Raw genomic sequence first — 20,850 nt, 5'->3', positions numbered from 1 at the left:
GGTTCTGGACGCAGCGGGTTTCGCGCGTGTTAGGCGGCCTGCAGCGCCTTGATGCGTGCGGTCAGGCGGCTCTTGTGACGGGCGGCCTTGTTCTTGTGGATCAGGCCGCGGGCCGACATCCGGTCGAGCAACGGCTGGGCGGCGGCGAAGGCGTCCTGCGCGGCCTTGGCATCGTGCGCGCCGAGCGCCTTGATCACCTTCTTGACGGCAGTGCGGAGCATCGAGCGCTGGGCGACGTTGCGCGCGTTGCGCACGATGGTCTGCTTGGCGCGCTTCTTGGCGGACTTGATGTTGGCCACGTTCGGAATCTCTGGAAAAAGCGGGTTGGAATGGGCGGGTTCGAAAGCGACGGCGCGCGAAAAGCGCAGCCGGCCGGTCAAACGAAGCGGGAAAGTATGGGCGATTCAGGGACTTGGGTCAACGGCCCAGGCGCCTCACTCGGGTTGGCGGGCGGCGGACCTCCGGGGGGAGCAGGCCTCATGGCCGTCACATCTGTGAGAGCGGGCTCGGCCGCGATCGCTCTGGATTCGGTCGGGATGTTGGAAAAGACAATCGCGGCCAAGGCCGCTCCCACGGGGGCCGGGCGCGGAGAGAGCGCCGATCGCCACATCCGGGGGTTGGAGTGAGCGACCCGGTGGATCCGAAGCTCGATCCGGCGGTCGTCTCGCCGGGAGGCGAGGCCGAGGCGTCAGGCAAGCCGCTGCCCAAGGCCAGCTTGCTGCGCTCGACCTCGATCTTCAGCGCCATGACCCTGTTGTCGCGGATCGCGGGCTTCGTCCGGGATGCGCTGCAGTCGCGCATCTTCGGCACCTCGGCGGCGATGGACGCCTTCGTCATCGCCTACCGGATTCCCAACTACCTGCGCCGGATCTTCGCCGAAGGCTCGATGCAGATGGCCTTCGTGCCGGTGCTCAACGAAATCCGCGAGCGCGGCGACCAGGCGGCCCTGAAGGAGTTCATCGACCGCATGGCCGGCGCGCTGTTCGCCGTGGTCCTGGTGGTCGCAGCCATGGGGATGCTGGCCGCACCGCTGATCGCGGGCGCGTTCGCACCGGGCTCGATGGACGAACCACAGAAGTTCGAATGGATCACGCAGATGCTGCGGATCACCTTCCCCTACCTGGTGTTCATCTCGCTGATGGCGCTGGTGGCCTCGGTGCTCAACAGCTTCGGCAAATTCGCCCTGCCGGCGGTCACGCCGGTGCTGCACAACCTGACCGTGATTGCGGCGATGCTGTGGCTGGCGCCGTACTTCGAGGTGCCGGCCAAGGCCCTGGCCTGGGGCGTGCTGGCCGCGGGCATCCTGCAGTTGCTGGTGCTGTGGCCGGCGCTGGGACGGCTGGGACTGCGGCCGACCCTGAAACCCGGCTTCAATCATCCCGACGTGCGTCGGGTGGCGAAGCTGATGCTGCCGACCCTGTTCTCCTCTTCGGTGGGGCAGCTCAATCTGCTGGTGGGAACGGTGTTCGCCTCGCTGTTGGTGACCGGCAGCCAGACCTGGCTGTATCTGTCCGACCGGCTGGTGGAATTTCCGCTGGGCCTGTTCGGGGTGGCGATCGGCACCGTGATCCTGCCGCACCTCTCGCGCCGGCATGCCGCCACCGATTCCGCCGGCTACTCGGCCGCGCTCGACTGGGCCCTGCGCCTGGCGCTGCTGCTGGGCGTGCCGGCGGCGCTGGGCCTGCTGCTGCTTGCCGAGCCGCTGACATCGGTGGTCTACCAGGGCGGCAAGTTCACGGCGCACGACACCCGCATGGCGTCGATCAGCCTTGGCGCCATGTGCTTGGGCATTCCGGCGTTCATGTTGAGCAAGGTGCTGTCGCCCGCGTTCTACGCGCGCCAGGACACGAAGACCCCGATGCGCGCGGCGCTATGGACCGTGGCGGCGAACGTGGGGCTGACCATCGCCCTGACCACGCCGCTCTGGTACTACCGTGTGGACGGCGCGCACGGGGGAATCGCACTGGCGACTGCGCTGGCCGGCATCTTCAACGCATGGCTGCTGTGGCGCTACCTGCGTCGCGCCGGGATGTTGCAGCCGCAACCGGGATGGAAGGTCTTCACCGCGCGCCTGGCCACGGCCTGCCTCACCATGGCGGCGGTGCTGGTGGCGATTCGTTGGTGGGTGGGCGACTGGACGACGATCGCGAGCATGTGGCAGCGCACCGTGTGGTTGCTGGCCGCAGTGGCGGCCGGCGCGCTGGTCTACGGGGCGACGTTGTTCGCCACCGGCCTGCGGCCGCGGCATTTGCGGCATTGACAGCGAAGCGTCCCGCGGCAGTACGCGGCTTTGCCCGGTCGCGGCCTCCGTCGCCATGCTGCACCGCAGCTATACTCGCCGGTCCTTATGAACAACCTGCTTCGTGACCGCATGTTTCGCGACGCGCAAGGCGGGCCACTGTGCCCCCAGGGCAGCGTGGTCTGCATCGGCGCCTTCGACGGCCTGCACCTGGGCCATCGTGCGCTGCTGGGCCATGCGGTCGCGCGCGCGCGCGCAGCGGACGCGCCCGCAGTGGCACTGAGCTTCGAGCCGCTGCCGCGCGAGTTCTTCGCGCGCGACGCCAAGCCGCCAAGGCTGATGCTGCCGCGCGCCAAAGTGCAGGGTTTGTTCGGATCGGGGATCGACCGGATCGGCCTGCTTCGATTCAACGCCGCCCTGGCTGCGATGTCACCAGAGCAGTTCGTGCAGCGCCTGCTGGTCTCGCGCCTGGCAGCGCGCGAGGTGTGGGTCGGTCCGGAGTTCCGCTTCGGCAAGGGTCGCGTCGGCGATCTGTCCACGCTGCAGGCGCTCGGTGCGGAACATGGCTTCGCCGCCGGCGCGATCGACCCGGTCGAACTCGGTGGCGAGCGCGTCTCCAGCACCCGCATCCGCGCCGCCCTGGGACAGGGCGACTTCGGGCTGGCCGCGCGACTGATCGGGGCGCCCTACGCCATCGGCGGGCGTGTCGTCCGCGGTAGCCAGCTCGGGCGCACGCTCGGGTTCCCGACCGCCAACCTGCGCTTCGGCAACAAGACGCCGGCACTGCGCGGGATCTACGCCACGCGCGTGCATGGCGTGGGCGCGCAGCCGTGGCCATCGGTGTCGTCGTTCGGTACGCGCCCCACGATTGATGGCACTGAACCGCTCCTGGAAGCGCATCTGTTCGATTTCGACGGCGACCTGTATGGCCGTCGGATCGAGGTCGAGTTCGTCGCCAGGCTGCGCGACGAAGAGAAATTCCCGGACCTGCCGACCCTGGTCGCGCAGATGCATCGTGACGCCGCCCAGGCGCGCGCGGTTCTTCAGCAGAATTCCCTCCCACAGCCAGCACCCCGGCGAGCCAGCGCGTGAGCGAAAAACAAGACAACCCGTACAAGTCCACGATCCTGCTGCCGGAGACTGCGTTCCCGATGCGTGGCGATCTGCCCAAGCGCGAGCCGCTCACGCTCGCGCGCTGGGAGGGCGAGGACCTGTACGCGCGTATCCGCGAGAAGGTGCAGGGGCGGGCAAAACGCTTCGTGCTGCACGACGGCCCGCCGTACGCCAACGGCGAGATCCACATCGGCCATGCGGTCAACAAGGTGCTCAAGGACATCGTGGTCAAGTCGCGGCTGCTGGCTGGCTTTGATGCGCCCTACGTGCCGGGCTGGGACTGCCATGGTCTGCCGATCGAGCACAAGGTGGAGAAGGAATTCGGCAAAGTCGGCGACAAACTCGATGCCGCCGCATTCCGTGCGAAGTGTCGCGAGTACGCGACCACCCAGATCGATCTGCAGCGTCGCGACTTCCAGCGCCTGGGTGTCGTTGGCGACTGGCAGAAGCCGTACCTGACCATGGATTTCCGCTATGAAGCGGACATCCTGCGTTCGCTGGCCAGGATCATCGAACGCGGTCACCTGGTACGCGGGGTCAAGCCCGTGTACTGGTGCTTCGACTGCGGCTCGGCGCTGGCGGAAGCGGAGATCGAATACCAGGACAAGGTGTCGCCTGCGGTCGACATCGCATACCCGGCGCGCGACGCGCAGGCATTCGCGCGCGCCTTCGGCATCGAGATTCCGGCCGACGTCGAAGTCGCCGTACCGATCTGGACGACCACGCCATGGACGTTACCCGCCTCGTTGGCGGTGAGCGTAGGTGCGGAGCTCGAATACGCGCTGGTGGAAGGCCCCGCACACGGCGGCAGGCGGCGCTGGCTGGTCGTCGCCGAGGCGCTGGTGCCCAAGGCGTTGCAGCGCTACGGCGTGGACGAAACGGTCGTACACGGTCGCGCGACCGGTGCGGCCCTGGAACTGCTGCTGCTCGCGCATCCATTTGCTTCGTTGAGCAGCGCATATGCCGGGCGCGACATCCCCCTGCTGGTGGGCAGCCACGTGTCCGCCGAAGACGGCACCGGCGCCGTCCACACCGCGCCTGGCCACGGCCAGGAAGACTTCGCGGTGGGCCAGCAGTACGGTCTGCTCGAGAAGTACACCGCAGCGCAAATCAATCCGGTCGACGGCCGCGGCGTCTACCTGCCATCCACTCCGCCGCTCGGCGAGGTCGCACTGGCGGGCGTGCACATCTGGAAGGCGAACGAGCTGATCGTCGACGCCCTGCGCGACAGCGGCGCGCTGCTCGCGTTCGCCAGGTTCAACCACAGTTATCCGCACTGCTGGAGGCACAAGACGCCAGTGGTGTTCCGCGCCACGCCGCAGTGGTTCATTTCGATGGAGCAGGCCGGGCTGCGCCGCGATGCCCTGGCCGCAATCCCCGAAGTGTCGTGGGTGCCGGAGTGGGGTGAAGCCCGCATCTACGGCATGATCGAACACCGCCCCGACTGGACCATCTCGCGCCAGCGCTACTGGGGTGTGCCGATCGCATTGTTCTTCGATCGGGAAACCGGGGAGCCGCATCCGCGCACGGTCGAGCTGATGCACCAGGTCGCGGACCGGGTGCAGGTCGAGGGCGTCGAGGCCTGGTATGCGCTGAAGCCCGAAGAAGTGCTGGGCGAGGATGCCGCGCGCTACGAGAAGGTCACCGACATCCTCGACGTGTGGTTCGACTCCGGCGCCAGCCATGAATGCGTGCTGGCCCAGCGCCCGCAGGACGGTTTGCGCAAGCCGGCCGACCTGTACCTGGAAGGTTCCGACCAGCACCGCGGTTGGTTCCACAGCGCGCTGCTCACCGGCGTGGCGATGGACGGCACGGCGCCTTACCGGCAGGTGCTCACCCACGGCTTCACGGTCGACGAGAACGGCAGGAAGATGTCCAAGTCGCTCGGCAACGTGGTGGTGCCGCAGAAGGTCATCGACCAGATGGGCGCGGACGTGCTGCGCCTGTGGGTGGCGGCGACCGACTTCAGCGCCGAGATGTCGGTGTCGGACAAGATCCTGAAGCAGAACAGCGACGTCTATCGCCGGATCCGCAATACCGCGCGATTCCTGCTGGGCAACCTGCACGGTTTCGATCCGGCCGCGCACCTGCGACCGCTTGGCGACATGGTGGCGCTGGATCGCTGGATCGTGCATCGCGCCTTCGAAGTGCAGGAGCGCATCGCGGCCGCCTACGAACGCTATGACTTCGCCGAGATCGTGCAGCTGCTGTCGAACTTCTGCAGCGTGGATCTGGGGTCGCTGTATCTGGATGTCACCAAGGACCGGCTCTACACGATGCCGGAGGATTCGCACGGCCGGCGCAGCGCGCAGAGCGCGATGTTCCGCATCGCCGAAGCCTTCGTCCGCTGGATCGCCCCGATCCTGGCGTTCACCGCCGACGAGATGTGGAGTTTCCTGCCGGGCGAGCGCGAGGACAACGTGCTGTTCACGACCTGGTACGAAGGGCTGGCCCCGCTGGAAGGCGAAGCGGCCCTGTCGGCGGAGGACTTCGACCAGTTGCTGGCGCTGCGCGAACAGGTCAGCAAGGTGCTGGAGCCGATGCGCGCCAACGGCGAGATCGGCGCCGCGCTCGACGCCGAGATCACGCTGCGCTGCAGCCCCGCCGAGCAGGGCATGCTCGTTAGAGGTCGCCTGGCGCCGCTGGCCGACGAGCTGCGTTTCCTGTTCATCAGTGGCGATGTGCACGTGGTCGCCGACGAAGGCATCCAGGACCTTGCCGTGCTCGCCGTGCCGACCACGAAGATCAAGTGCGTGCGCTGCTGGCATCGGCGTGCGGACGTCGGTTCCGTCGCGGCGCATCCGCAGCTGTGCGCGCGCTGCGTCGGCAATATCGAAGGGCCCGGCGAGGATCGCCGCTGGTTCTAGCGTTCCGAGCCGAACTGGGCCGAACCGGTCCGGCTTCCTCAGCTTCCAGAAACAATGCCGCGCGAACGGCACCCAAACGAGCGATCCATGCCCAACCCGAAACCCAACGCCCTGATCTGGCTGCTCGCGTCCATCGCCGTGATCGCACTCGACCAGCTGACCAAGCAGTGGGTGCTGTCCTCACTGCCGGAGTACACCGCGATCCCGGTGATCGACGGGTTCTGGAACTGGTATCGCACCTACAACACGGGCGCCGCGTTCAGTTTCCTGGCCGATGCCGGCGGCTGGCAGACCTGGTTCTTCACCGGGCTCGCCTTCGTCATCAGCGGCCTGCTGGCGTTCTGGCTGTCGCGCACTCCACGCGCGGACTGGAAGACGGCGCTGCCGTTCGCGCTGGTGATCGGCGGGGCCGTCGGCAACGTGATCGACCGATTGCAGCATGGACACGTGATCGACTTCATCCAGTGGTACTGGCGGGACCATTACTGGCCGGCGTTCAACCTCGCCGATTCGGCGATCGTGGCCGGGGCGGTCGGGATCGCCTTGTTCGGCCTGTTCGACGGCAAGAAGGGCGCAAAGCGATGAACGCAGGCAGCATCCTGGGCATCATTTCCTCCCGGTCGCGGCCCGATCGGCGGCCCGGGGCGTAAAATTCCGCCATGGACATCGTCCTCGCCAACCCCCGCGGCTTCTGTGCCGGCGTCGATCGCGCGATCGAGATCGTCAAGCGCGCCATCGATCTGCTCGGCGCGCCGATCTACGTACGCCACGAAGTGGTGCACAACCGCTTCGTGGTGGCCGAACTCAAGCACCGCGGCGCGGTGTTCGTCGACGAGCTCGACGAGGTTCCGGACGGCGCCACGGTCATCTTCAGCGCGCACGGCGTCTCGCAGGCGGTGCGGGCCGAAGCGGCGCAGCGCAAGCTGAAGGTCTTCGACGCCACCTGCCCGTTGGTGACCAAGGTCCACCTGGAGGTCGCGCGCCAATGCCGCGCGGGGCGGGACATGGTGCTGATCGGCCACGCCGGCCATCCGGAAGTGGAAGGCACCATGGGCCAGTGGCAGGCCGATGGCGACGGCCAGGATTCGCCCGGGAAGATCTACCTCGTCGAAGACATGGACGATGTGGCCACGCTCGCGCCCGGCCAGCCCGACAACATGGCGTATACAACCCAGACCACGCTTTCGGTCGACGACACTCGCGAGATCATCGCGGCGCTCAAGGCCCGCTTTCCGGCAATCCAGGGCCCGCGCAACGACGACATCTGCTACGCCACCCAGAACCGGCAGGACGCGGTGCGTGAACTGAGCAGGGAATGCGACCTGGTGCTGGTGGTCGGCTCGCCCAACAGTTCCAATTCCAACCGTCTGCGTGAGCTGGCCGAACGCGAAGGGGTGGAAGCCCACCTCATCGATGGTGCAGCCGAAATCGATCCGCGCTGGCTCCAGGGGCGGCGCCATATCGGCGTGACCGCGGGCGCCTCGGCCCCGGACGTGCTGGTGCATGGCGTGCTCGAACGACTGCACGAACTGGGCGCGCACGCGGTGCGCGAGCTCGAAGGCCAGCGCGAGGACATGGTCTTCGCCCTGCCCAGGGAGCTCCGGATCCAGCTTGTCTGAACGCCTCAGGGCGGGTTTGGTGGGCCGCGCTTTCCCGGCTAGAATGCGCCCCTCGCCGGAATAGCTCAGTTGGTAGAGCGGCGCATTCGTAATGCGTAGGTCGCAGGTTCGACTCCTGTTTCCGGCACCATTTTTCGCGAAGGTCACCGCATGGATCCTATCCCGCTCGAGGACCTCGCCCTCCTCGAAGTTCTCAAGCGCATCGACCAGGGTGCCGAGTTGACCGTGTCCGATGCGCCGATCCGGCAGCGGCTGTACGAAAGCGCGCTGGCGATGGATGTCGAGGGCGGCATGCAGCTCACCGCCGCCGGGATCGAGATGTGCAAGTCGCTGCAGCATCGCGTCGCCGCCGATGCCCAGGCTGAGAAGATCCTGCAGAAGCGCGAAGGCAGTGACCTCACCGCCTGAGGCTGGTTAGCCAGATCCGCGGCCCAGGGGTCGTCACCGAACCGGTAACCGGACTTGCCTGGCGATCGTTCGGCGCGCGATCGCGCTTGCGGATCAACCCATCAACGGTGCGAACGTGTCCAGCCGGCTGCGCAGATGGTCGGCAAGGCGCAGGCTGAGCGCAATGATGGTGAAGGTGGGATAGGCCCAGCCACCGGTCGGGAAGACCGAACTGCCTGCCACGTAAAGATTGTCGATGCCATGGACCCGACAATGGCGGTTGACGACACCATCGTGCGGATTGGCCGACATGCGAGTGGTGCCGAGGTGATGCGCCGTGCCGTGCAGAACGGGCGCGTCCGCCGGATCTTCCACCCATGGTTCCGGTACGAACCTCGCCGCGTGGACGCGGGCGAGTTCGGCGCCGAACAGTCTTGCCGCGACCCGGTGCGTCGCCCGGTCCAGGTCGGTCAATCTCCAGTCCACGCGGACCCTGCGCTGCCCCAGGGCGTCGCGGCGATCTTCCAGGCTGATCCGGCTGTCCGGGTTGGGGGCCTGTTCGAAGAAGCCCATCACCTCCACCCGCTCCCGGCGCAGATGGGAATACCCGCGACATTTGCGCAGAACCATCCTGCCCACGTCTCCGGCATGACGCGCGAGATGCAGCGCAGCCCGCACCGGCTGCACGGCTTCGTGGTCTGGCTGCGGCAGCGGCAGCGGTAGTCCGCGGTCCAGCACCGCGGCAACCTCGCGTTCGATCCGGCTGTCGATCGCGCCCTCCGCTGGCCTGCCACGCAATCGCGCGCGGAGTTCGCGCAAGGCCTGCACGCCAGGGGAGGGAGCGGCATGGACCGCAAAGGGCCGAATCCGCGACGCGAGCACCTGGTGGCGGCGTTGGGCCTCGTTGGAGAGGCACGGTTCGGCGTACTCGCCGCGAGTGGCTTTGTCGAAAGGTCGCATCACCCGGTCCAGCCGCCCTTCGGCAAGCATCCCAAGGCGGCAGCGCGGATGATCCTGGAAGTAGCGGCCGACCATGTCGTGCCGGTTGCCCAGTCCGTCGCGGGCCACTGAATCGGAAAGCAGCAGCAGCCGGGCGTTCTCGATTCCGCCGGCGGCCAGGACGTAATGGCGGGCCCGGACCGTGCCGCGCCGTCCGCCCAGCGACCCGATGCTGGCCTCGACCACGTATTCCGCACTCGGCACCGGGTGCAATTCGATCAGGTTGGCATGCAGCAGCACGCGCACGTTGGCGGCGTTCGCGAGCGGCGCCACGGTCGCGCCGCCGAACTCCACGGGGCTCTGGACGAACACACGGTTCGCGAGGTCCATGGATGCGTGCGAATGCGGGAAACTGCTGGCGCGGGTATTGAACGAGCCGTTGCTGATCCTGTGGCGATGCAGGCCGCATACAGACAGCGCACGTCGATAGTAGGGTTCAAGATCGTGGTAACCGATCGGCCAGCCGCTGTAGGGAACCCAGTCCCGCGGCTGGAAGTCGTCGGGGGTCAGGGGCAGGCAGCCACCGCCCCATAGTCGGCAACTGCCGCCGTAAGCGCGCAGCCGGCTATGCGCAGGGTGGAGGCCAGGCTCTCCCACCGATGAACCCTCCAGCAGGCGCTGCGATTCGTCTTCGCAGGTCAGGCCTCCGCTTTCGAGCAGCAATATCCGATGGCGGGTGCCTGCAAACGCGTTTGCGATGGTGATGCCGGCGGCGCCTGCGCCCACGATGCACAGGTCGGTCTCGCAGTGGAACGTGCCTGTTCCAGTCCCAAAGTCCTCGATCAACGTCTGGCTCCGTGGTCCGCTGGCGTGCATCGACCGGCACGATTCAGTTGAACGCATGCGAGCGGGCTTACCGGTCATGCGTCCCGGTCTCGCGTCGCGCGACACCGACCCGGTAAGGTGGGCTCCCCAAAGAAGCGAACTGCAAACGCAATGGCCAAGAGCAGGACCAGCTACGTCTGCAGCGAATGCGGAGCGGGATCCACCAAATGGCAGGGCCAATGCGCCGAATGCGGGGCATGGAACACGCTGGTCGAATTCGTCGTGGAATCGGTCGCCAACGGCGGCGGGCCTGCCCGGCGCGGCGGCTGGGCCGGCAAGGTCGATCCGCCGCGGGTTACCGCGCTCAAGGACGTGCAGCACAGCGAGGACGCGCGCGTATCCACGGGGATCGGCGAGTTCGATCGTGTGCTCGGCGGCGGCCTGGTCGAGGGGGCGGTGGTCCTGGTCGGCGGCGATCCGGGCATCGGCAAGTCCACCTTGCTGCTGCAGGCACTGGCGCAGATGTCGTCGGCCTCCTCGGGTCCGGCACTGAGCAGCCTGTATGTGACCGGCGAGGAATCGCTCGCGCAGGTCGCCGGTCGCGCTGCACGACTGGGTCTGCCGCTCGACGGATTGAATGCACTGGCCGAAACCGGTGTGGAACGCATCCTCGAGCAGGCAGTCGCATTGCGGCCGCGGCTGATCGTGGCCGATTCGGTCCAGACCCTGTGGACCGACCAGCTCACCGCCGCACCCGGGTCGGTCAGCCAGGTGCGCGAATCCGCCGCCCGGCTCGTGCGCTACGCCAAGGAAACCGGCGCTGCCGTGTTCCTGGTCGGCCATGTGACCAAGGAGGGAGGCATCGCCGGCCCGCGCGTGCTCGAACACATGGTCGATGCGGTGCTGTACTTCGAAGGCGATTCTGGTTCGCGTTTTCGCGTCCTGCGGGCCTTCAAGAACCGCTTCGGCGCGGTCAACGAGCTGGGCGTGTTCGCGATGGGCGACAAGGGGCTCAAGGAAGTTCCCAACCCCTCGGCGATCTTCCTGTCCGGAGGCAGCATCCAGCAGCCAGGCAGCTGCGTCATGGTCACGCGCGAAGGCACGCGGCCGCTGTTGGTGGAAGTGCAGGCGCTGGTGGATGCATCGCCGCTGTCCAATCCGCGCCGCGTCGCGGTCGGCCTGGAAGGCAACCGCATGGCGATGCTGCTGGCGGTACTGCACAGGCATGGCGGCGTCGGGGTCGGCGACCAGGATGTGTTCGTCAACGTGGTCGGCGGGATCCGGGTGCAGGAAACCGCGGCCGATCTGCCCGTACTGCTGGCTGTGCTGTCTTCGCTGCGCGACCGACCGCTCGCGGACAAGACCATCGCTTTCGGTGAGGTCGGGTTGTCCGGGGAAATCCGCCCGGTCCCCAACGGCGAGGAGCGGCTCAAGGAAGCCGCCACCCACGGGTTCAAGCGCGCGATCGTGGCCAAGGCCAATGCGCCGAAGGCGGGCAGCTACAAGGGGATGCAGGTGGTGCCGGTCGAGCGCCTCGGCGACGCGCTCGAGGCCGCCGGTTGAGGGCTGGCTTGGGGTTCAATGCGCATCGGCCGCAGCGCCGACTCGCCGGGAACGCGGCGACCTCAGCCCCGTTGCAGAACCAGCTCCAGAGCGAACTGACTGCCGAAAAACGCCAGGCCCAGCAGGGCCATGGCCACGAGCGTCCAGCGCACCGCAATCGCACCACGCCAGCCATAGCGTCTGCGGCCGACCAGCAGCGCGCCGAAGGCCAGCCATGACAGCACGCTGAGGACGGTCTTGTGCACCAGATGCTGTGCGAACAGATCCTCCACGAACAACACGCCGGTGAGCAGGGTTGCGCTGAGCAGGACGAAACCGACGGTGATGCTGCGGAACAGCAGCGATTCGAGTTCGGTGAGCGGCGGCAGGGCGCGCAGCCAGCCATGGAACTTGCGCCGGCGCAGCGCGCGTTCCTGCAGCCACAGCATCAGCGCCAGCAGCGCCGCGATCGCCAGGGTTGAATAGGCCAACAGCGCGCACCAGGCGTGCAGTTGCAGCCGCCAGTCATGCGGCTCGGGCGGCTTGTGCCCGACCATGGCATAACCGGCCAGCATGATCGCCGCGAGCGGAAAGACCACCACACCTAGCGCGCGCATGCGGCCGGTTGCTCCGAACAACGCGGTGAGCGTGGCCATGCCCAGGCCCACCAGCGACAGTGCGGCGAAGAAGTGCATGTCCGCTCCGCCCGCGGCCCGCCAGGCGAGTAGGTGATAGCCGCCATGCGCTGCAACGGCGGCGATGGCCGGCCATAACCAGAGTGCCGACATCGACTGATCGTCATCCCTCGACACGGCCCGCACCAGCAGGGCGGTGGCCGACAGGTAGGCGAAGACGGCGATGAGAACGATTGTCATCGGAGGAGTTTGGCACGAATGGGCCACCGGGCGTGGCTGATACTGCCGCGGGACGGTCATCATCCTTCGCGCGAATATCCCGAGACCTCGCTGTGCCGGGCTGCGCAGGGCGAGCGTCGACGCAGGCGGGACCTATAATTCGCGCCAGTTCCTTCCGCATCTGCAAGGCCCTCGGCATGTTCGAATCCCTTACCCAGCGCCTCTCGGGCACCCTCAACCGCCTGCGCGGACGCGGCCGTCTGACCGAGGAGAACATCCGTGAGGCCACCCGCGAGGTGCGCATCGCGCTGCTCGAAGCCGACGTGGCCCTGCCGGTCGTGCAGGCGCTGGTCGAACGGGTCAAGGTGCGCGCGGTCGGACAGGAAGTCCTGAAATCGCTCACCCCGGGCCAGGCGCTGATCAAGGTCGTTCGCGACGAGCTGGCCACCGTGATGGGCGCCTCCGCCAGCGAACTCAACCTCAACGTCCCGGCTCCGGCGGTGATCCTGATGGCCGGCCTGCAGGGTGCGGGCAAGACCACCACGGTCGGCAAGCTCGCCAAGCACCTGAAGGAGAAGCGCAAGAAGAAGGTGATGGTGGTATCGGCCGACGTCTACCGTCCTGCCGCCATCGAGCAGCTGAAAACGCTGGCGCAACAGGTGGACGTGGGTTTCTTCCCCTCCGACCCATCGCAGAAGCCGGAGGCCATCGTGCGCGCGGCCATCGACGATGCGCGCAAGTCCTTCGCTGACGTGCTGATCGTCGATACCGCCGGCCGCCTTGCGGTGGACGCGGCGATGATGGCCGAGATCAAGGCCTTGCACGCGGCGATCCATCCTGTCGAAACCCTATTCGTGGTCGACGCGATGACCGGTCAGGACGCGGCCAACACCGCGAAGGCGTTCGGTGAGGCGCTCCCGCTGACCGGCGTGGTCCTGACCAAGACCGATGGCGACGCGCGCGGCGGCGCAGCGCTCAGCGTGCGCTACATCACCGGCAAGCCGATCAAGTTCGTCGGTACCGGGGAAAAGGCCGACGGCCTGGACGTGTTCCATCCCGATCGCGCCGCTGGCCGGATCCTCGACATGGGCGACGTGCTCAGCCTGGTCGAGCAGGTGGAGCAGCAGGTCGACAAGGACAAGATGGCCAAGCTGGCCGACAAGGTGGTGAAGGGCAAGCGTTTCGACCTCAACGACCTCAAGGAGCAGCTGGAACAGATGCAGAGCATGGGCGGCCTGTCCGGACTGATGGACAAACTGCCCGGTATGGGCCAGATCCCCGATTCGGTGAAGAGCCAGGTCACCGGCAAGGAGATCCCGCGCCAGATCGCGCTGATCAACTCGATGACCAAGAAGGAGCGGCGCAATCCCGCCCTGCTCAACGGCTCGCGCCGCGCCCGCATCGCCAAGGGCGCGGGGATGACGCCTGCCGACGTCAACAAGCTGATGAAGCAGTACCAGCAGATGGAAAAGATGATGGGCAAGCTGGGCCGTGGCGGCATGAAGGGGATGATGCGCAACCTGGGCGGAATGATGGGCGGGCGGGGACGGCCGTTCCCGTGATCGCGCGGACTCGACTCAGGATCGGGTGATGCGCAGCCGGCACGCCGAGCGCCATCGCAACGAACACGCCGGCTGGCTGCGCGCCGCCGTGCTCGGCGCCAACGACGGCATCGTCTCGACCGCGAGCCTGATGGTCGGCATCGCTGCGGCCAACGCCGGCCATCACCAGGTGCTGCTGGCCGGTCTTGCGGGGCTGGTGGGCGGGGCGATGTCCATGGCCGCAGGCGAATACGTGTCCGTGAGCTCGCAGGCCGACGTTGAAGCGGCGGACCTGGCCAAGGAAAAAGGCGAACTCGAGAATTTCGCCGAAGCCGAGCATCAGGAACTCGCAGCCATTTATGTCAAGCGCGGGCTCGACCCGGCGCTGGCCGACCAGGTCGCCACCCAGCTCAGCGAACACGATGCGCTGGCCGCGCACGCCCGCGACGAGCTCGGGATCACCGAGACCCTGCGTGCCCGGCCTGTACAGGCGGCGCTCGCTTCCGCGGGGGCGTTCGCGCTCGGGGCCATGCTTCCCATCACGGTGGTCCTGCTGGCGCCGCGGGACCATGCCGGCCCGTGGGTCACCGGATTTTCGCTGGTCTGCCTCGCAATCCTGGGTGGCGTCGCGGCCAAGGTGGGGGGCGCGCCAGTCGCGCGCGGCGCGCTACGCGTGAGCGTATGGAGCGCGCTGGCGATGGCCTTCACCGCGGCCCTGGGGCACTGGTTCGGGGGCGTGGTCGCCGGCTGACAGGCAAGCCTGGTGTCGCTTGCGAATGCGGGACCGGGTTTCGCGGCTCCTGCCAATGCTCTAGAATGTCCGGCTTACCCTGCCACCCTGGCAGCTGGGCTATACCGAGAACAGCAATGGTCAAGATCCGCCTCACCCGTGGCGGCGCGAAGAAGCGTCCGTTCTACCACATCATCGTCACCGACAGCCGCAGCGCCCGCGACGGCCGCAACATCGAGCGCGTCGGCTTCTACAACCCGGTGGCTTCGGGCCAGGAAAAGCGCGTCGAGCTCAATGTCGAGCGCGTGCAGCACTGGCTGGGTCACGGCGCCCAGATGACCGACAAGGTTGCCGATCTGTACAAGCAGGCCGCCAAGGCCGCACCCGCCGCCTGATCCGCCGGCTGCGCGACGCGCGGCCGCAGCTGGACGCATGCAAACCGCCACGCGCCCCTCCGGTGACAGGCTCGTCCTCATCGGCAGGATCCACGGCGCGTTCGGCGTGCGCGGCGAAGTGAAGCTCGAATCCTTCACCGATCCGAAATCGTCCGTGCTCCGCTACCAGCCGTGGACGCTGCGCGACGCGCACGGACGCGAGCGTGAACTCAGTGGCGCGCGTGGGCGCGAAACGGCCAAGGGCATCGTCGCCACGCTGCCGGACGTGGCCGACCGCGACGCCGCCGAGGCCCTGCGCGGCACCGAGGTCTGGGTGCCGCGTTCGACGCTGCCGGCTGCCAAGGAAGGCGAGTACTACTGGGTCGACCTGGAAGGCCTGCGCGTGCGGAATGCGGAAGGGGTCGACTTCGGGACCGTATCCCATCTGTTCTCCACCGGAGCCAACGACGTGCTGGTGGTGCAGGGCGAACGCGAACGCATGCTGCCCTTTGTGCAGCCCGATGTGATCCGGCAGGTCGATTTCGAAACCGGCGTCATCACGGTGGACTGGGACGCGGATTTCTAGCCGCTCCTACCAGTCGCACCTACACTGGCTGATGGAATTCCGATGCGTATCGACCTGATCAGCCTGTTCCCCGAATTCGTCGCCCAGATCGCCGGCCACGGCGTGGTCGGGCGGGCGGGCGAGCGCGGACTGCTGTCGATCCATGGCTGGAACCCGCGCGATTACGCCGGAGGCAACTACCGTCGGGTCGACGACCGTCCCTTCGGCGGCGGCCCGGGCATGGTGATGCTGATCGATCCGCTGCAGGCGGCCATCACCGCCGCGCGCGCGGCAGATCCCGCACCGGCCAGGGTGATCTATCTCAGCCCCCAGGGCGAACGTTTCGACCAGGCGAAGGCGCGCGAGCTGGCCACACGCAGCCGCGTGATCCTGCTCTGCGGACGGTACGAGGGGGTGGACGAGCGCCTGATCCAGGCCGAGGTCGACGAGGAGCTTTCGATCGGCGATTACGTGCTCTCCGGTGGCGAGCTGGCCGCGGCGGTAGTCATCGACGCGATCGCCCGGCTGCAGGAGGGGGCGCTGAACGACGCCGATTCCGCCCTCCAGGACAGCTTCGGACCCGGCAGTGAGGAAGGCCCCATCTTGCTGGACTGTCCGCATTACACCCGGCCGGTGGAACACCCCCTGGGCCCGGTGCCTGAAGTACTGCTGTCGGGGAACCACGCCGAGATCGCCCGCTGGCGGCGGATGCAGGCCCTGGGCCGCACCTGGCTGCGGCGGCCGGACCTGCTCGACGAGGCGGTCTTGTCCGAGTCGGACCAGGCGCTGCTGGATGAATTCAGGAAGTCCCGGTCCTGACCGGCCCGGCGTCCGCTAACCCCATGGCATCACAGGGAATTTTGTCGCTATAATGCGCGGCTTCGTTCCACCAAGGCCATGACGCGGGTCCGCGTGCACTCGCGCATACAACTAAGCTCTGAACAGAGCGTCCAACAGGCAGCCCGCTCGGGCACAGCTCCAAGGCGATTCCCATGAACAAGCTCATCCAGCAATTCGAAGCCGACCAGGCGCAGCGCCAGCTGCCGGAATTCGGTCCGGGCGATACCGTCATCGTCAACGTCAAGGTCAAGGAAGGCAACCGCGAGCGCGTGCAGGCCTACGAAGGCGTGGTCATCGCCAAGAAGAACGCCGGCCTCAACTCCGCCTTCACCGTGCGCAAGATCTCGCATGGCTACGGCGTCGAGCGCGTGTTCCAGAGTTACAGCGCCGCGATCGAATCGGTCAAGGTCAAGCGCCGCGGCGACGTGCGTGCGGGCAAGCTGTACTACCTGCGCGGGCTGGAAGGCAAGAAGGCGCGCATCAAGGAAGACCTGGCGGGCAATGCCAAGGCCAAGAATGCTGCGGCTGCCGCCGCTGCTGCAGCCGAAGCCGCCGAGTAAGACCCGCGCCTTCAGGCGATGCCTGGAACGGCCACCGCAAGGTGGCCGTTCGCGTTTATGAGTTCGACTGGCCGGGACCTGGCAGCGCGTGCTTTGGCGGAAGCGCCGCACCGGTTCGCTGCGGCCGACATGCACGACTGCACGCTGCCGGACCCGTCCGCAACGCTGGTTAGAATGTCCCCAGCATGGAATCCGCAACCGACAACGCTGCTGCCGGCACCCGCATCGATGTCTGGCTCTGGGCGGCGCGCTTTTTCAGGACGCGCAGCCTGGCCAAGCTGGCGGTTGAATCAGGCAAGGTCGAGGTCGGCGGCCAACGCGCCAAGCCCTCGCGCCTGGTGCGGGTGGGAGATCGCCTGTTCATACGGCGGGGCGAGGAGGTGTTCGAGATCATCGTCCGTGCACTCTCCGGCATGCGCGGACCGGCTTCGGTCGCGCAGGGGCTCTATGAGGAAGGCGAGGCCTCGCGAGAGCGACGCGAGGCCGAACGTGCGACCCGCGCAGCCGCGCGCGCAGGTTATCGCGCACCCGAGACCAAACCCGACAAGCGCGCCCGCCGCCTGATCCGCGCGCTCGGCGATATCGACACGCTGTAGCCGGAAACAGGAACGCCGGCTTGCGCCGGCGTTCCGTCGTCAGGCGCCGTGTCGGCGCCCGCGTTCTTGCCGCTACGCTGCGAGATCGAACCGGTCCAGATCCATCACCTTGCTCCAGGCCGCGGCGAAGTCCCTGACGAACTTCTCCTGCGCATCCGCGCTTGCATAGACCTCGGCCAGCGCACGCAACACGGAGTTGGCGCCGAATGCCAAGTCCACGCGGCTGCCTGTCCACTTCGACGCTCCCGACTTGCGGTCGCGGCCTTCGAATGCGTCGCGCGCATCCGAGGTCGCCTTCCATTCCGTGCCCATGTCGAGCAGGTTCACGAAGAAGTCATTGCTCAGCACGCCGGGGCGGTCGGTCAGCACGCCGTGCTTCGAACCGCCATGGTTGGCGCCGAGGGCGCGCAGGCCGCCGACCAGGACCGTCATCTCCGGCGCGGTGAGCGTGAGCAGCTGCGCCCGGTCGATCAGTAGGTGCTCGGCCGGTACCACGGAACGGCCCTTGATGTAATTGCGGAACCCGTCGGCGAACGGCTCGAGCGGGGCGAACGAATCGACGTCGGTCTGCTCCTGCGACGCATCGGTCCGGCCCGGATGGAAGGGCACCGCGACTTCGACGCCGGCGTCCTTCGCGGCCTTCTCGACGGCAGCCACGCCGCCGAGCACGATCAGGTCGGCCAGCGAAACCTTCTTGCCGCCGGCAGCCGCGCCGTTGAAATCGGCCTGGATGCCTTCGAGCGCCTTGAGCACCTTGCCCAGCTGCGCCGGCTGGTTGACCGCCCAGTCCTTTTGCGGGGCGAGGCGGATGCGCGCGCCGTTGGCGCCGCCGCGCTTGTCACCGCCGCGGAAGGTGGCCGCCGACGCCCATGCCGTGGATACCAGTTCGGCGACCGACAGCCCCGAGCCGAGAATCTTCGCCTTGAGCGCAGCGATATCGTTCGCATCGACCAGCGGATGGTCGACCTTCGGCACCGGGTCCTGCCAGATCAGCTCCTCTTCCGGAACCTCAGGGCCCAGATAGCGGGCGCGTGGGCCCATGTCGCGGTGGGTGAGCTTGAACCAGGCGCGGGCGAACGCATCGGCGAACTGGTCCGGGTTCTCCAGGAACCGGCGCGAGATCTTTTCGTACACAGGATCGAAGCGCAGCGACAGGTCGGTGGTCAGCATCGTCGGCACGCGCTTCTTCGACGAATCGTGCGCGTCCGGGATGAGGGCCGGTGCGTTCTTGGCGACCCATTGGTGCGCGCCGGCCGGACTCTTCGACAATTCCCATTCGAAGCCGAACAAGTGCTCGAAGAAGTCGTTGCTGAACCTGGTCGGAGTTTTGGTCCAGGTGACCTCGAGACCGCTGGTGATCGTGTCGGGACCCTTGCCCGAACCGAAACGGTTATGCCAGCCGAACCCCTGCGCTTCCAGCTCGGCGGCTTCCGGTTCCTCGCCGACATTGTCCGCCGGACCGGCCCCATGGGTCTTGCCGAAGCTGTGCCCGCCGGCGATCAGCGCGACCGTCTCCTCGTCGTTCATGGCCATGCGCCCGAAGGTGTCGCGGATGTCCTTCGCGGCGAGCAGTGGATCCGGGTTGCCGTCCGGGCCCTCCGGATTGACGTAGATCAGGCCCATCTGCACTGCGGCGAGCGGGTTTTCGAGATTGCGGGTATGCACGTCGCCGTCGGCATCGTCGTCGGAGACCAGCACGCCGCGGTCGCCCGGCTTCTCGACGCCTTCCGAGCCGTGGGCATAGCGCACGTCGCCGCCCAGCCAGGTATTTTCCCGACCCCAGTAGACATCCTCGTCGGGTTCCCAGGTGTCCGGCCGCCCGCCGGCGAAACCGAAGGTCTTGAAGCCCATCGTTTCCAGCGCGACGTTGCCGGCCAGGATCATCAGGTCGGCCCAGGAAATGCTGCGGCCGTACTTCTGCTTGATCGGCCACAGCAGCCGGCGAGCCTTGTCCAGGCTGACGTTGTCCGGCCAGCTGTTGAGCGGGGCGAAGCGCTGCTGGCCGCGCCCGCCGCCGCCACGCCCGTCGCCGATGCGGTAGGTCCCGGCGCTATGCCAGGCCATGCGGATCATCAGCCCGCCGTAGTGGCCGAAGTCCGCGGGCCACCAGTCCTGCGAATCGGTCATCAGCGCGGCGAGATCCTGTTTCAGCGCGGCGTAATCGAGCTTCTGGAATTCCTTTGCGTAATCGAAATCCGCGCCCATGGGATCGGACTTGGACGAATGCTGGGACAGCAGGTCGACACGCAGCTGGTTCGGCCACCAGTCGATGTTCTGCTGTCCTCCGCCCGCGGTCTGGTGGAACGGACACTTGGCCTCGTTGGACATGGCATTTCTCCCTTGGTGGTGTCGTGGAACGCAGGTTCGATCGAACCTGCGTGCGGCATGTCGAAGACAAGCCGGGCTGCCGGATGTGCCGGGTGCTCAGCTGGAACGAGGCTACGACCGTCCCGGTGCAAAGGAAAATTGAATGATTCGACAGATCCGATAGGTGATTGCTATTGCAAGCCCGTAGTGTTGCGGCTGTCCGGCCGACGTCGCGTCTGCGGCCGGGAGGCGCGCCGATTCAAACCCTCCGCGGGCCGCCGAGAATTGAACCCCCGATCTTCAGCAGGTCGCTGAAATCGGTGTCACCGTCGCCATCGCGGTCCAGCACCTGGCCGAGCACGCTGCCGAGCGGTCCACCTTGCTGTTCGACCGTGCGTGTCTCCTGCTCGAGGATGTCGCCGAGCACGCCGGGAGAGGGCGCCTGCGCCGGTGGCTGGTGGGCCGAGCCTTGCGGCAACGATGCACCGCCGGCCGACACCTGCCGGTTCTCGAACATGCGCTTGGCCAGATAGGCCAGCACGATCGGGGCGAGCCAGCGCAGCAGCAGATTGGCCTTGTCCTGGCCGATGCCGGTGCTCCGGCCGACGGCCTGTTCGGCGCGTGGCTGGCGGCCGCCGAAGATGTGGCCGAGGATGCCGGCGCCATCGGTCTGCCGGCTGTGGTCGCCGCCGAGCACCGCGCCGAGCAACTGGCCCAGGCCGCCAGCGCCGGCGTGATCGTTCTGCAGCGCACCGAACAGCGCCTGCGCGCCCCCGGGCTGGCTGGCATTGCGGCCGAGCGCGCCGATCAGCAACGGCAATGCGGCGGTCACCGCGGTCTGTGCGGTGGCCGGATCCACGCCCAGCTGCTGCGCGATCTGCTGTACCGGCCCACCCTGCAGCTGCGAGGCTAGATCCTGAGTCATCGAAGTGGTCATGGCCGGTCCGTCCGG

At 67.4% G+C, this 20,850-nt stretch carries 19 protein-coding genes and 1 tRNA gene; 15 read left to right on the top strand and 5 right to left on the bottom strand.

Annotated elements, in window-relative coordinates; translation table 11 throughout:
- Positions 1-29 precede the first annotated feature (29 nt).
- Positions 30-299 carry a 30S ribosomal protein S20 gene (rpsT, locus tag MC375_RS15575; protein ID WP_242104631.1) on the bottom strand — a complete coding sequence of 90 codons (270 nt, stop codon included), beginning with the start codon at positions 297-299 and terminating at the stop codon, positions 30-32.
- A gap of 323 nt (positions 300-622) precedes the next feature.
- Here rpsT and murJ point away from each other — a divergent pair, with 323 nt between their 5' ends.
- The 7 genes from murJ to MC375_RS15540 all read left to right on the top strand — a co-directional run bounded on the left by murJ (position 623) and on the right by MC375_RS15540 (position 8,246).
- Positions 623-2,260, top strand: a complete 1,638-nt coding sequence (gene murJ / locus MC375_RS15570) for a murein biosynthesis integral membrane protein MurJ (RefSeq protein WP_345779294.1) — start codon at positions 623-625, stop codon at positions 2,258-2,260.
- An 87-nt stretch (positions 2,261-2,347) separates the two neighbouring features.
- Positions 2,348-3,331, top strand: coding sequence for a bifunctional riboflavin kinase/FAD synthetase (locus tag MC375_RS15565; protein ID WP_242104340.1), 984 nt, complete (start codon positions 2,348-2,350; stop codon positions 3,329-3,331).
- A 59-nt stretch (positions 3,332-3,390) separates the two neighbouring features.
- Positions 3,391-6,219 (top strand): isoleucine--tRNA ligase, encoded by a 2,829-nt coding sequence (ileS, locus tag MC375_RS15560; RefSeq protein ID WP_242104629.1) that lies wholly within the window; start codon positions 3,391-3,393, stop codon positions 6,217-6,219.
- A gap of 87 nt (positions 6,220-6,306) precedes the next feature.
- Positions 6,307-6,804 (top strand): signal peptidase II, encoded by a 498-nt coding sequence (gene lspA, locus MC375_RS15555; protein ID WP_242104339.1) that lies wholly within the window; start codon positions 6,307-6,309, stop codon positions 6,802-6,804.
- 74 nt (positions 6,805-6,878) lie between these two features.
- A complete protein-coding gene (gene ispH / locus MC375_RS15550; protein WP_242104338.1) occupies positions 6,879-7,838 on the top strand; it encodes a 4-hydroxy-3-methylbut-2-enyl diphosphate reductase in 960 nt (319 codons plus the stop codon).
- Positions 7,839-7,892: 54 nt separating this feature from the next.
- Positions 7,893-7,968 (top strand) — tRNA-Thr (locus MC375_RS15545).
- 20 nt (positions 7,969-7,988) lie between these two features.
- Entirely contained in the window at positions 7,989-8,246 is a 258-nt protein-coding gene (locus MC375_RS15540; RefSeq protein WP_242104337.1) for a hypothetical protein, read from the top strand.
- 93 nt (positions 8,247-8,339) lie between these two features.
- On the opposite strand, the gene MC375_RS15535 is transcribed toward MC375_RS15540, so the two are convergent.
- Complete coding sequence (locus MC375_RS15535; protein ID WP_242104336.1) at positions 8,340-10,010, bottom strand: GMC family oxidoreductase; 1,671 nt, start codon at positions 10,008-10,010, stop codon at positions 8,340-8,342.
- 150 nt (positions 10,011-10,160) lie between these two features.
- Between MC375_RS15535 and radA the strand changes: the two genes are divergently transcribed.
- Complete coding sequence (gene radA, locus MC375_RS15530) at positions 10,161-11,552, top strand: DNA repair protein RadA (protein ID WP_242104335.1); 1,392 nt, start codon at positions 10,161-10,163, stop codon at positions 11,550-11,552.
- 62 nt (positions 11,553-11,614) lie between these two features.
- On the opposite strand, the gene ccsA is transcribed toward radA, so the two are convergent.
- On the bottom strand, positions 11,615-12,406 hold the full coding sequence (gene ccsA, locus MC375_RS15525) for a cytochrome c biogenesis protein CcsA (RefSeq protein ID WP_242104334.1): 792 nt from the start codon (positions 12,404-12,406) through the stop codon (positions 11,615-11,617).
- A gap of 176 nt (positions 12,407-12,582) precedes the next feature.
- Between ccsA and ffh the strand changes: the two genes are divergently transcribed.
- The 7 genes from ffh to MC375_RS15490 all read left to right on the top strand — a co-directional run bounded on the left by ffh (position 12,583) and on the right by MC375_RS15490 (position 17,591).
- Positions 12,583-13,947, top strand: a complete 1,365-nt coding sequence (gene ffh, locus MC375_RS15520; RefSeq protein ID WP_242104333.1) for a signal recognition particle protein — start codon at positions 12,583-12,585, stop codon at positions 13,945-13,947.
- A gap of 28 nt (positions 13,948-13,975) precedes the next feature.
- The gene (locus tag MC375_RS15515; RefSeq protein ID WP_242104332.1) at positions 13,976-14,677 is read left to right on the top strand and encodes a VIT family protein; all 702 of its coding nucleotides are present in this window, start codon (positions 13,976-13,978) and stop codon (positions 14,675-14,677) included.
- A gap of 116 nt (positions 14,678-14,793) precedes the next feature.
- A complete protein-coding gene (gene rpsP, locus MC375_RS15510) occupies positions 14,794-15,051 on the top strand; it encodes a 30S ribosomal protein S16 (protein ID WP_242104331.1) in 258 nt (85 codons plus the stop codon).
- Positions 15,052-15,088: 37 nt separating this feature from the next.
- On the top strand, positions 15,089-15,616 hold the full coding sequence (rimM, locus tag MC375_RS15505; RefSeq protein ID WP_242104330.1) for a ribosome maturation factor RimM: 528 nt from the start codon (positions 15,089-15,091) through the stop codon (positions 15,614-15,616).
- A 42-nt stretch (positions 15,617-15,658) separates the two neighbouring features.
- A complete protein-coding gene (gene trmD, locus MC375_RS15500; RefSeq protein WP_242104329.1) occupies positions 15,659-16,414 on the top strand; it encodes a tRNA (guanosine(37)-N1)-methyltransferase TrmD in 756 nt (251 codons plus the stop codon).
- Between the two features lie 173 nt (positions 16,415-16,587).
- Positions 16,588-16,995: a 50S ribosomal protein L19 gene (gene rplS, locus MC375_RS15495; protein WP_242104328.1), complete on the top strand. Its 408-nt coding sequence runs from the start codon at positions 16,588-16,590 to the stop codon at positions 16,993-16,995.
- A gap of 185 nt (positions 16,996-17,180) precedes the next feature.
- Entirely contained in the window at positions 17,181-17,591 is a 411-nt protein-coding gene (locus MC375_RS15490; RefSeq protein WP_242104327.1) for an RNA-binding S4 domain-containing protein, read from the top strand.
- 72 nt (positions 17,592-17,663) lie between these two features.
- On the opposite strand, the gene katG is transcribed toward MC375_RS15490, so the two are convergent.
- Together katG and MC375_RS15480 are read right to left on the bottom strand one after the other, a co-directional pair.
- Positions 17,664-19,919: a catalase/peroxidase HPI gene (gene katG, locus MC375_RS15485; RefSeq protein WP_242104326.1), complete on the bottom strand. Its 2,256-nt coding sequence runs from the start codon at positions 19,917-19,919 to the stop codon at positions 17,664-17,666.
- 238 nt (positions 19,920-20,157) lie between these two features.
- On the bottom strand, positions 20,158-20,835 hold the full coding sequence (locus tag MC375_RS15480) for a DUF937 domain-containing protein (RefSeq protein WP_242104325.1): 678 nt from the start codon (positions 20,833-20,835) through the stop codon (positions 20,158-20,160).
- Positions 20,836-20,850: the final 15 nt, after the last annotated feature.

The sequence above is a fragment of the Lysobacter sp. M2-1 genome, from assembly GCF_022662495.1.
Lineage (GTDB): Bacteria > Pseudomonadota > Gammaproteobacteria > Xanthomonadales > Xanthomonadaceae > JAKPBU01.
The sequence above is the reverse complement of the archived record's forward strand: the minus strand, read 5'-3'. Positions and strand labels throughout refer to the sequence as shown.

Coding starts and splice junctions, on each gene's coding strand:
- MC375_RS15565 (WP_242104340.1), top strand. CDS start 2,348: ATGAACAACCTGCTTCGTGACCGCATGTTTCGCGACGCGCAAGGCGGG.
- ileS (WP_242104629.1), top strand. CDS start 3,391: ATGCGTGGCGATCTGCCCAAGCGCGAGCCGCTCACGCTCGCGCGCTGG.
- lspA (WP_242104339.1), top strand. CDS start 6,307: ATGCCCAACCCGAAACCCAACGCCCTGATCTGGCTGCTCGCGTCCATC.
- ispH (WP_242104338.1), top strand. CDS start 6,879: ATGGACATCGTCCTCGCCAACCCCCGCGGCTTCTGTGCCGGCGTCGAT.
- MC375_RS15540 (WP_242104337.1), top strand. CDS start 7,989: ATGGATCCTATCCCGCTCGAGGACCTCGCCCTCCTCGAAGTTCTCAAG.
- radA (WP_242104335.1), top strand. CDS start 10,161: ATGGCCAAGAGCAGGACCAGCTACGTCTGCAGCGAATGCGGAGCGGGA.
- ccsA (WP_242104334.1), bottom strand. CDS start 12,406: ATGACAATCGTTCTCATCGCCGTCTTCGCCTACCTGTCGGCCACCGCC.
- ffh (WP_242104333.1), top strand. CDS start 12,583: ATGTTCGAATCCCTTACCCAGCGCCTCTCGGGCACCCTCAACCGCCTG.
- MC375_RS15515 (WP_242104332.1), top strand. CDS start 13,976: ATGCGCAGCCGGCACGCCGAGCGCCATCGCAACGAACACGCCGGCTGG.
- rpsP (WP_242104331.1), top strand. CDS start 14,794: ATGGTCAAGATCCGCCTCACCCGTGGCGGCGCGAAGAAGCGTCCGTTC.
- rimM (WP_242104330.1), top strand. CDS start 15,089: ATGCAAACCGCCACGCGCCCCTCCGGTGACAGGCTCGTCCTCATCGGC.
- trmD (WP_242104329.1), top strand. CDS start 15,659: ATGCGTATCGACCTGATCAGCCTGTTCCCCGAATTCGTCGCCCAGATC.
- rplS (WP_242104328.1), top strand. CDS start 16,588: ATGAACAAGCTCATCCAGCAATTCGAAGCCGACCAGGCGCAGCGCCAG.
- MC375_RS15490 (WP_242104327.1), top strand. CDS start 17,181: ATGGAATCCGCAACCGACAACGCTGCTGCCGGCACCCGCATCGATGTC.
- katG (WP_242104326.1), bottom strand. CDS start 19,919: ATGTCCAACGAGGCCAAGTGTCCGTTCCACCAGACCGCGGGCGGAGGA.
- MC375_RS15480 (WP_242104325.1), bottom strand. CDS start 20,835: ATGACCACTTCGATGACTCAGGATCTAGCCTCGCAGCTGCAGGGTGGG.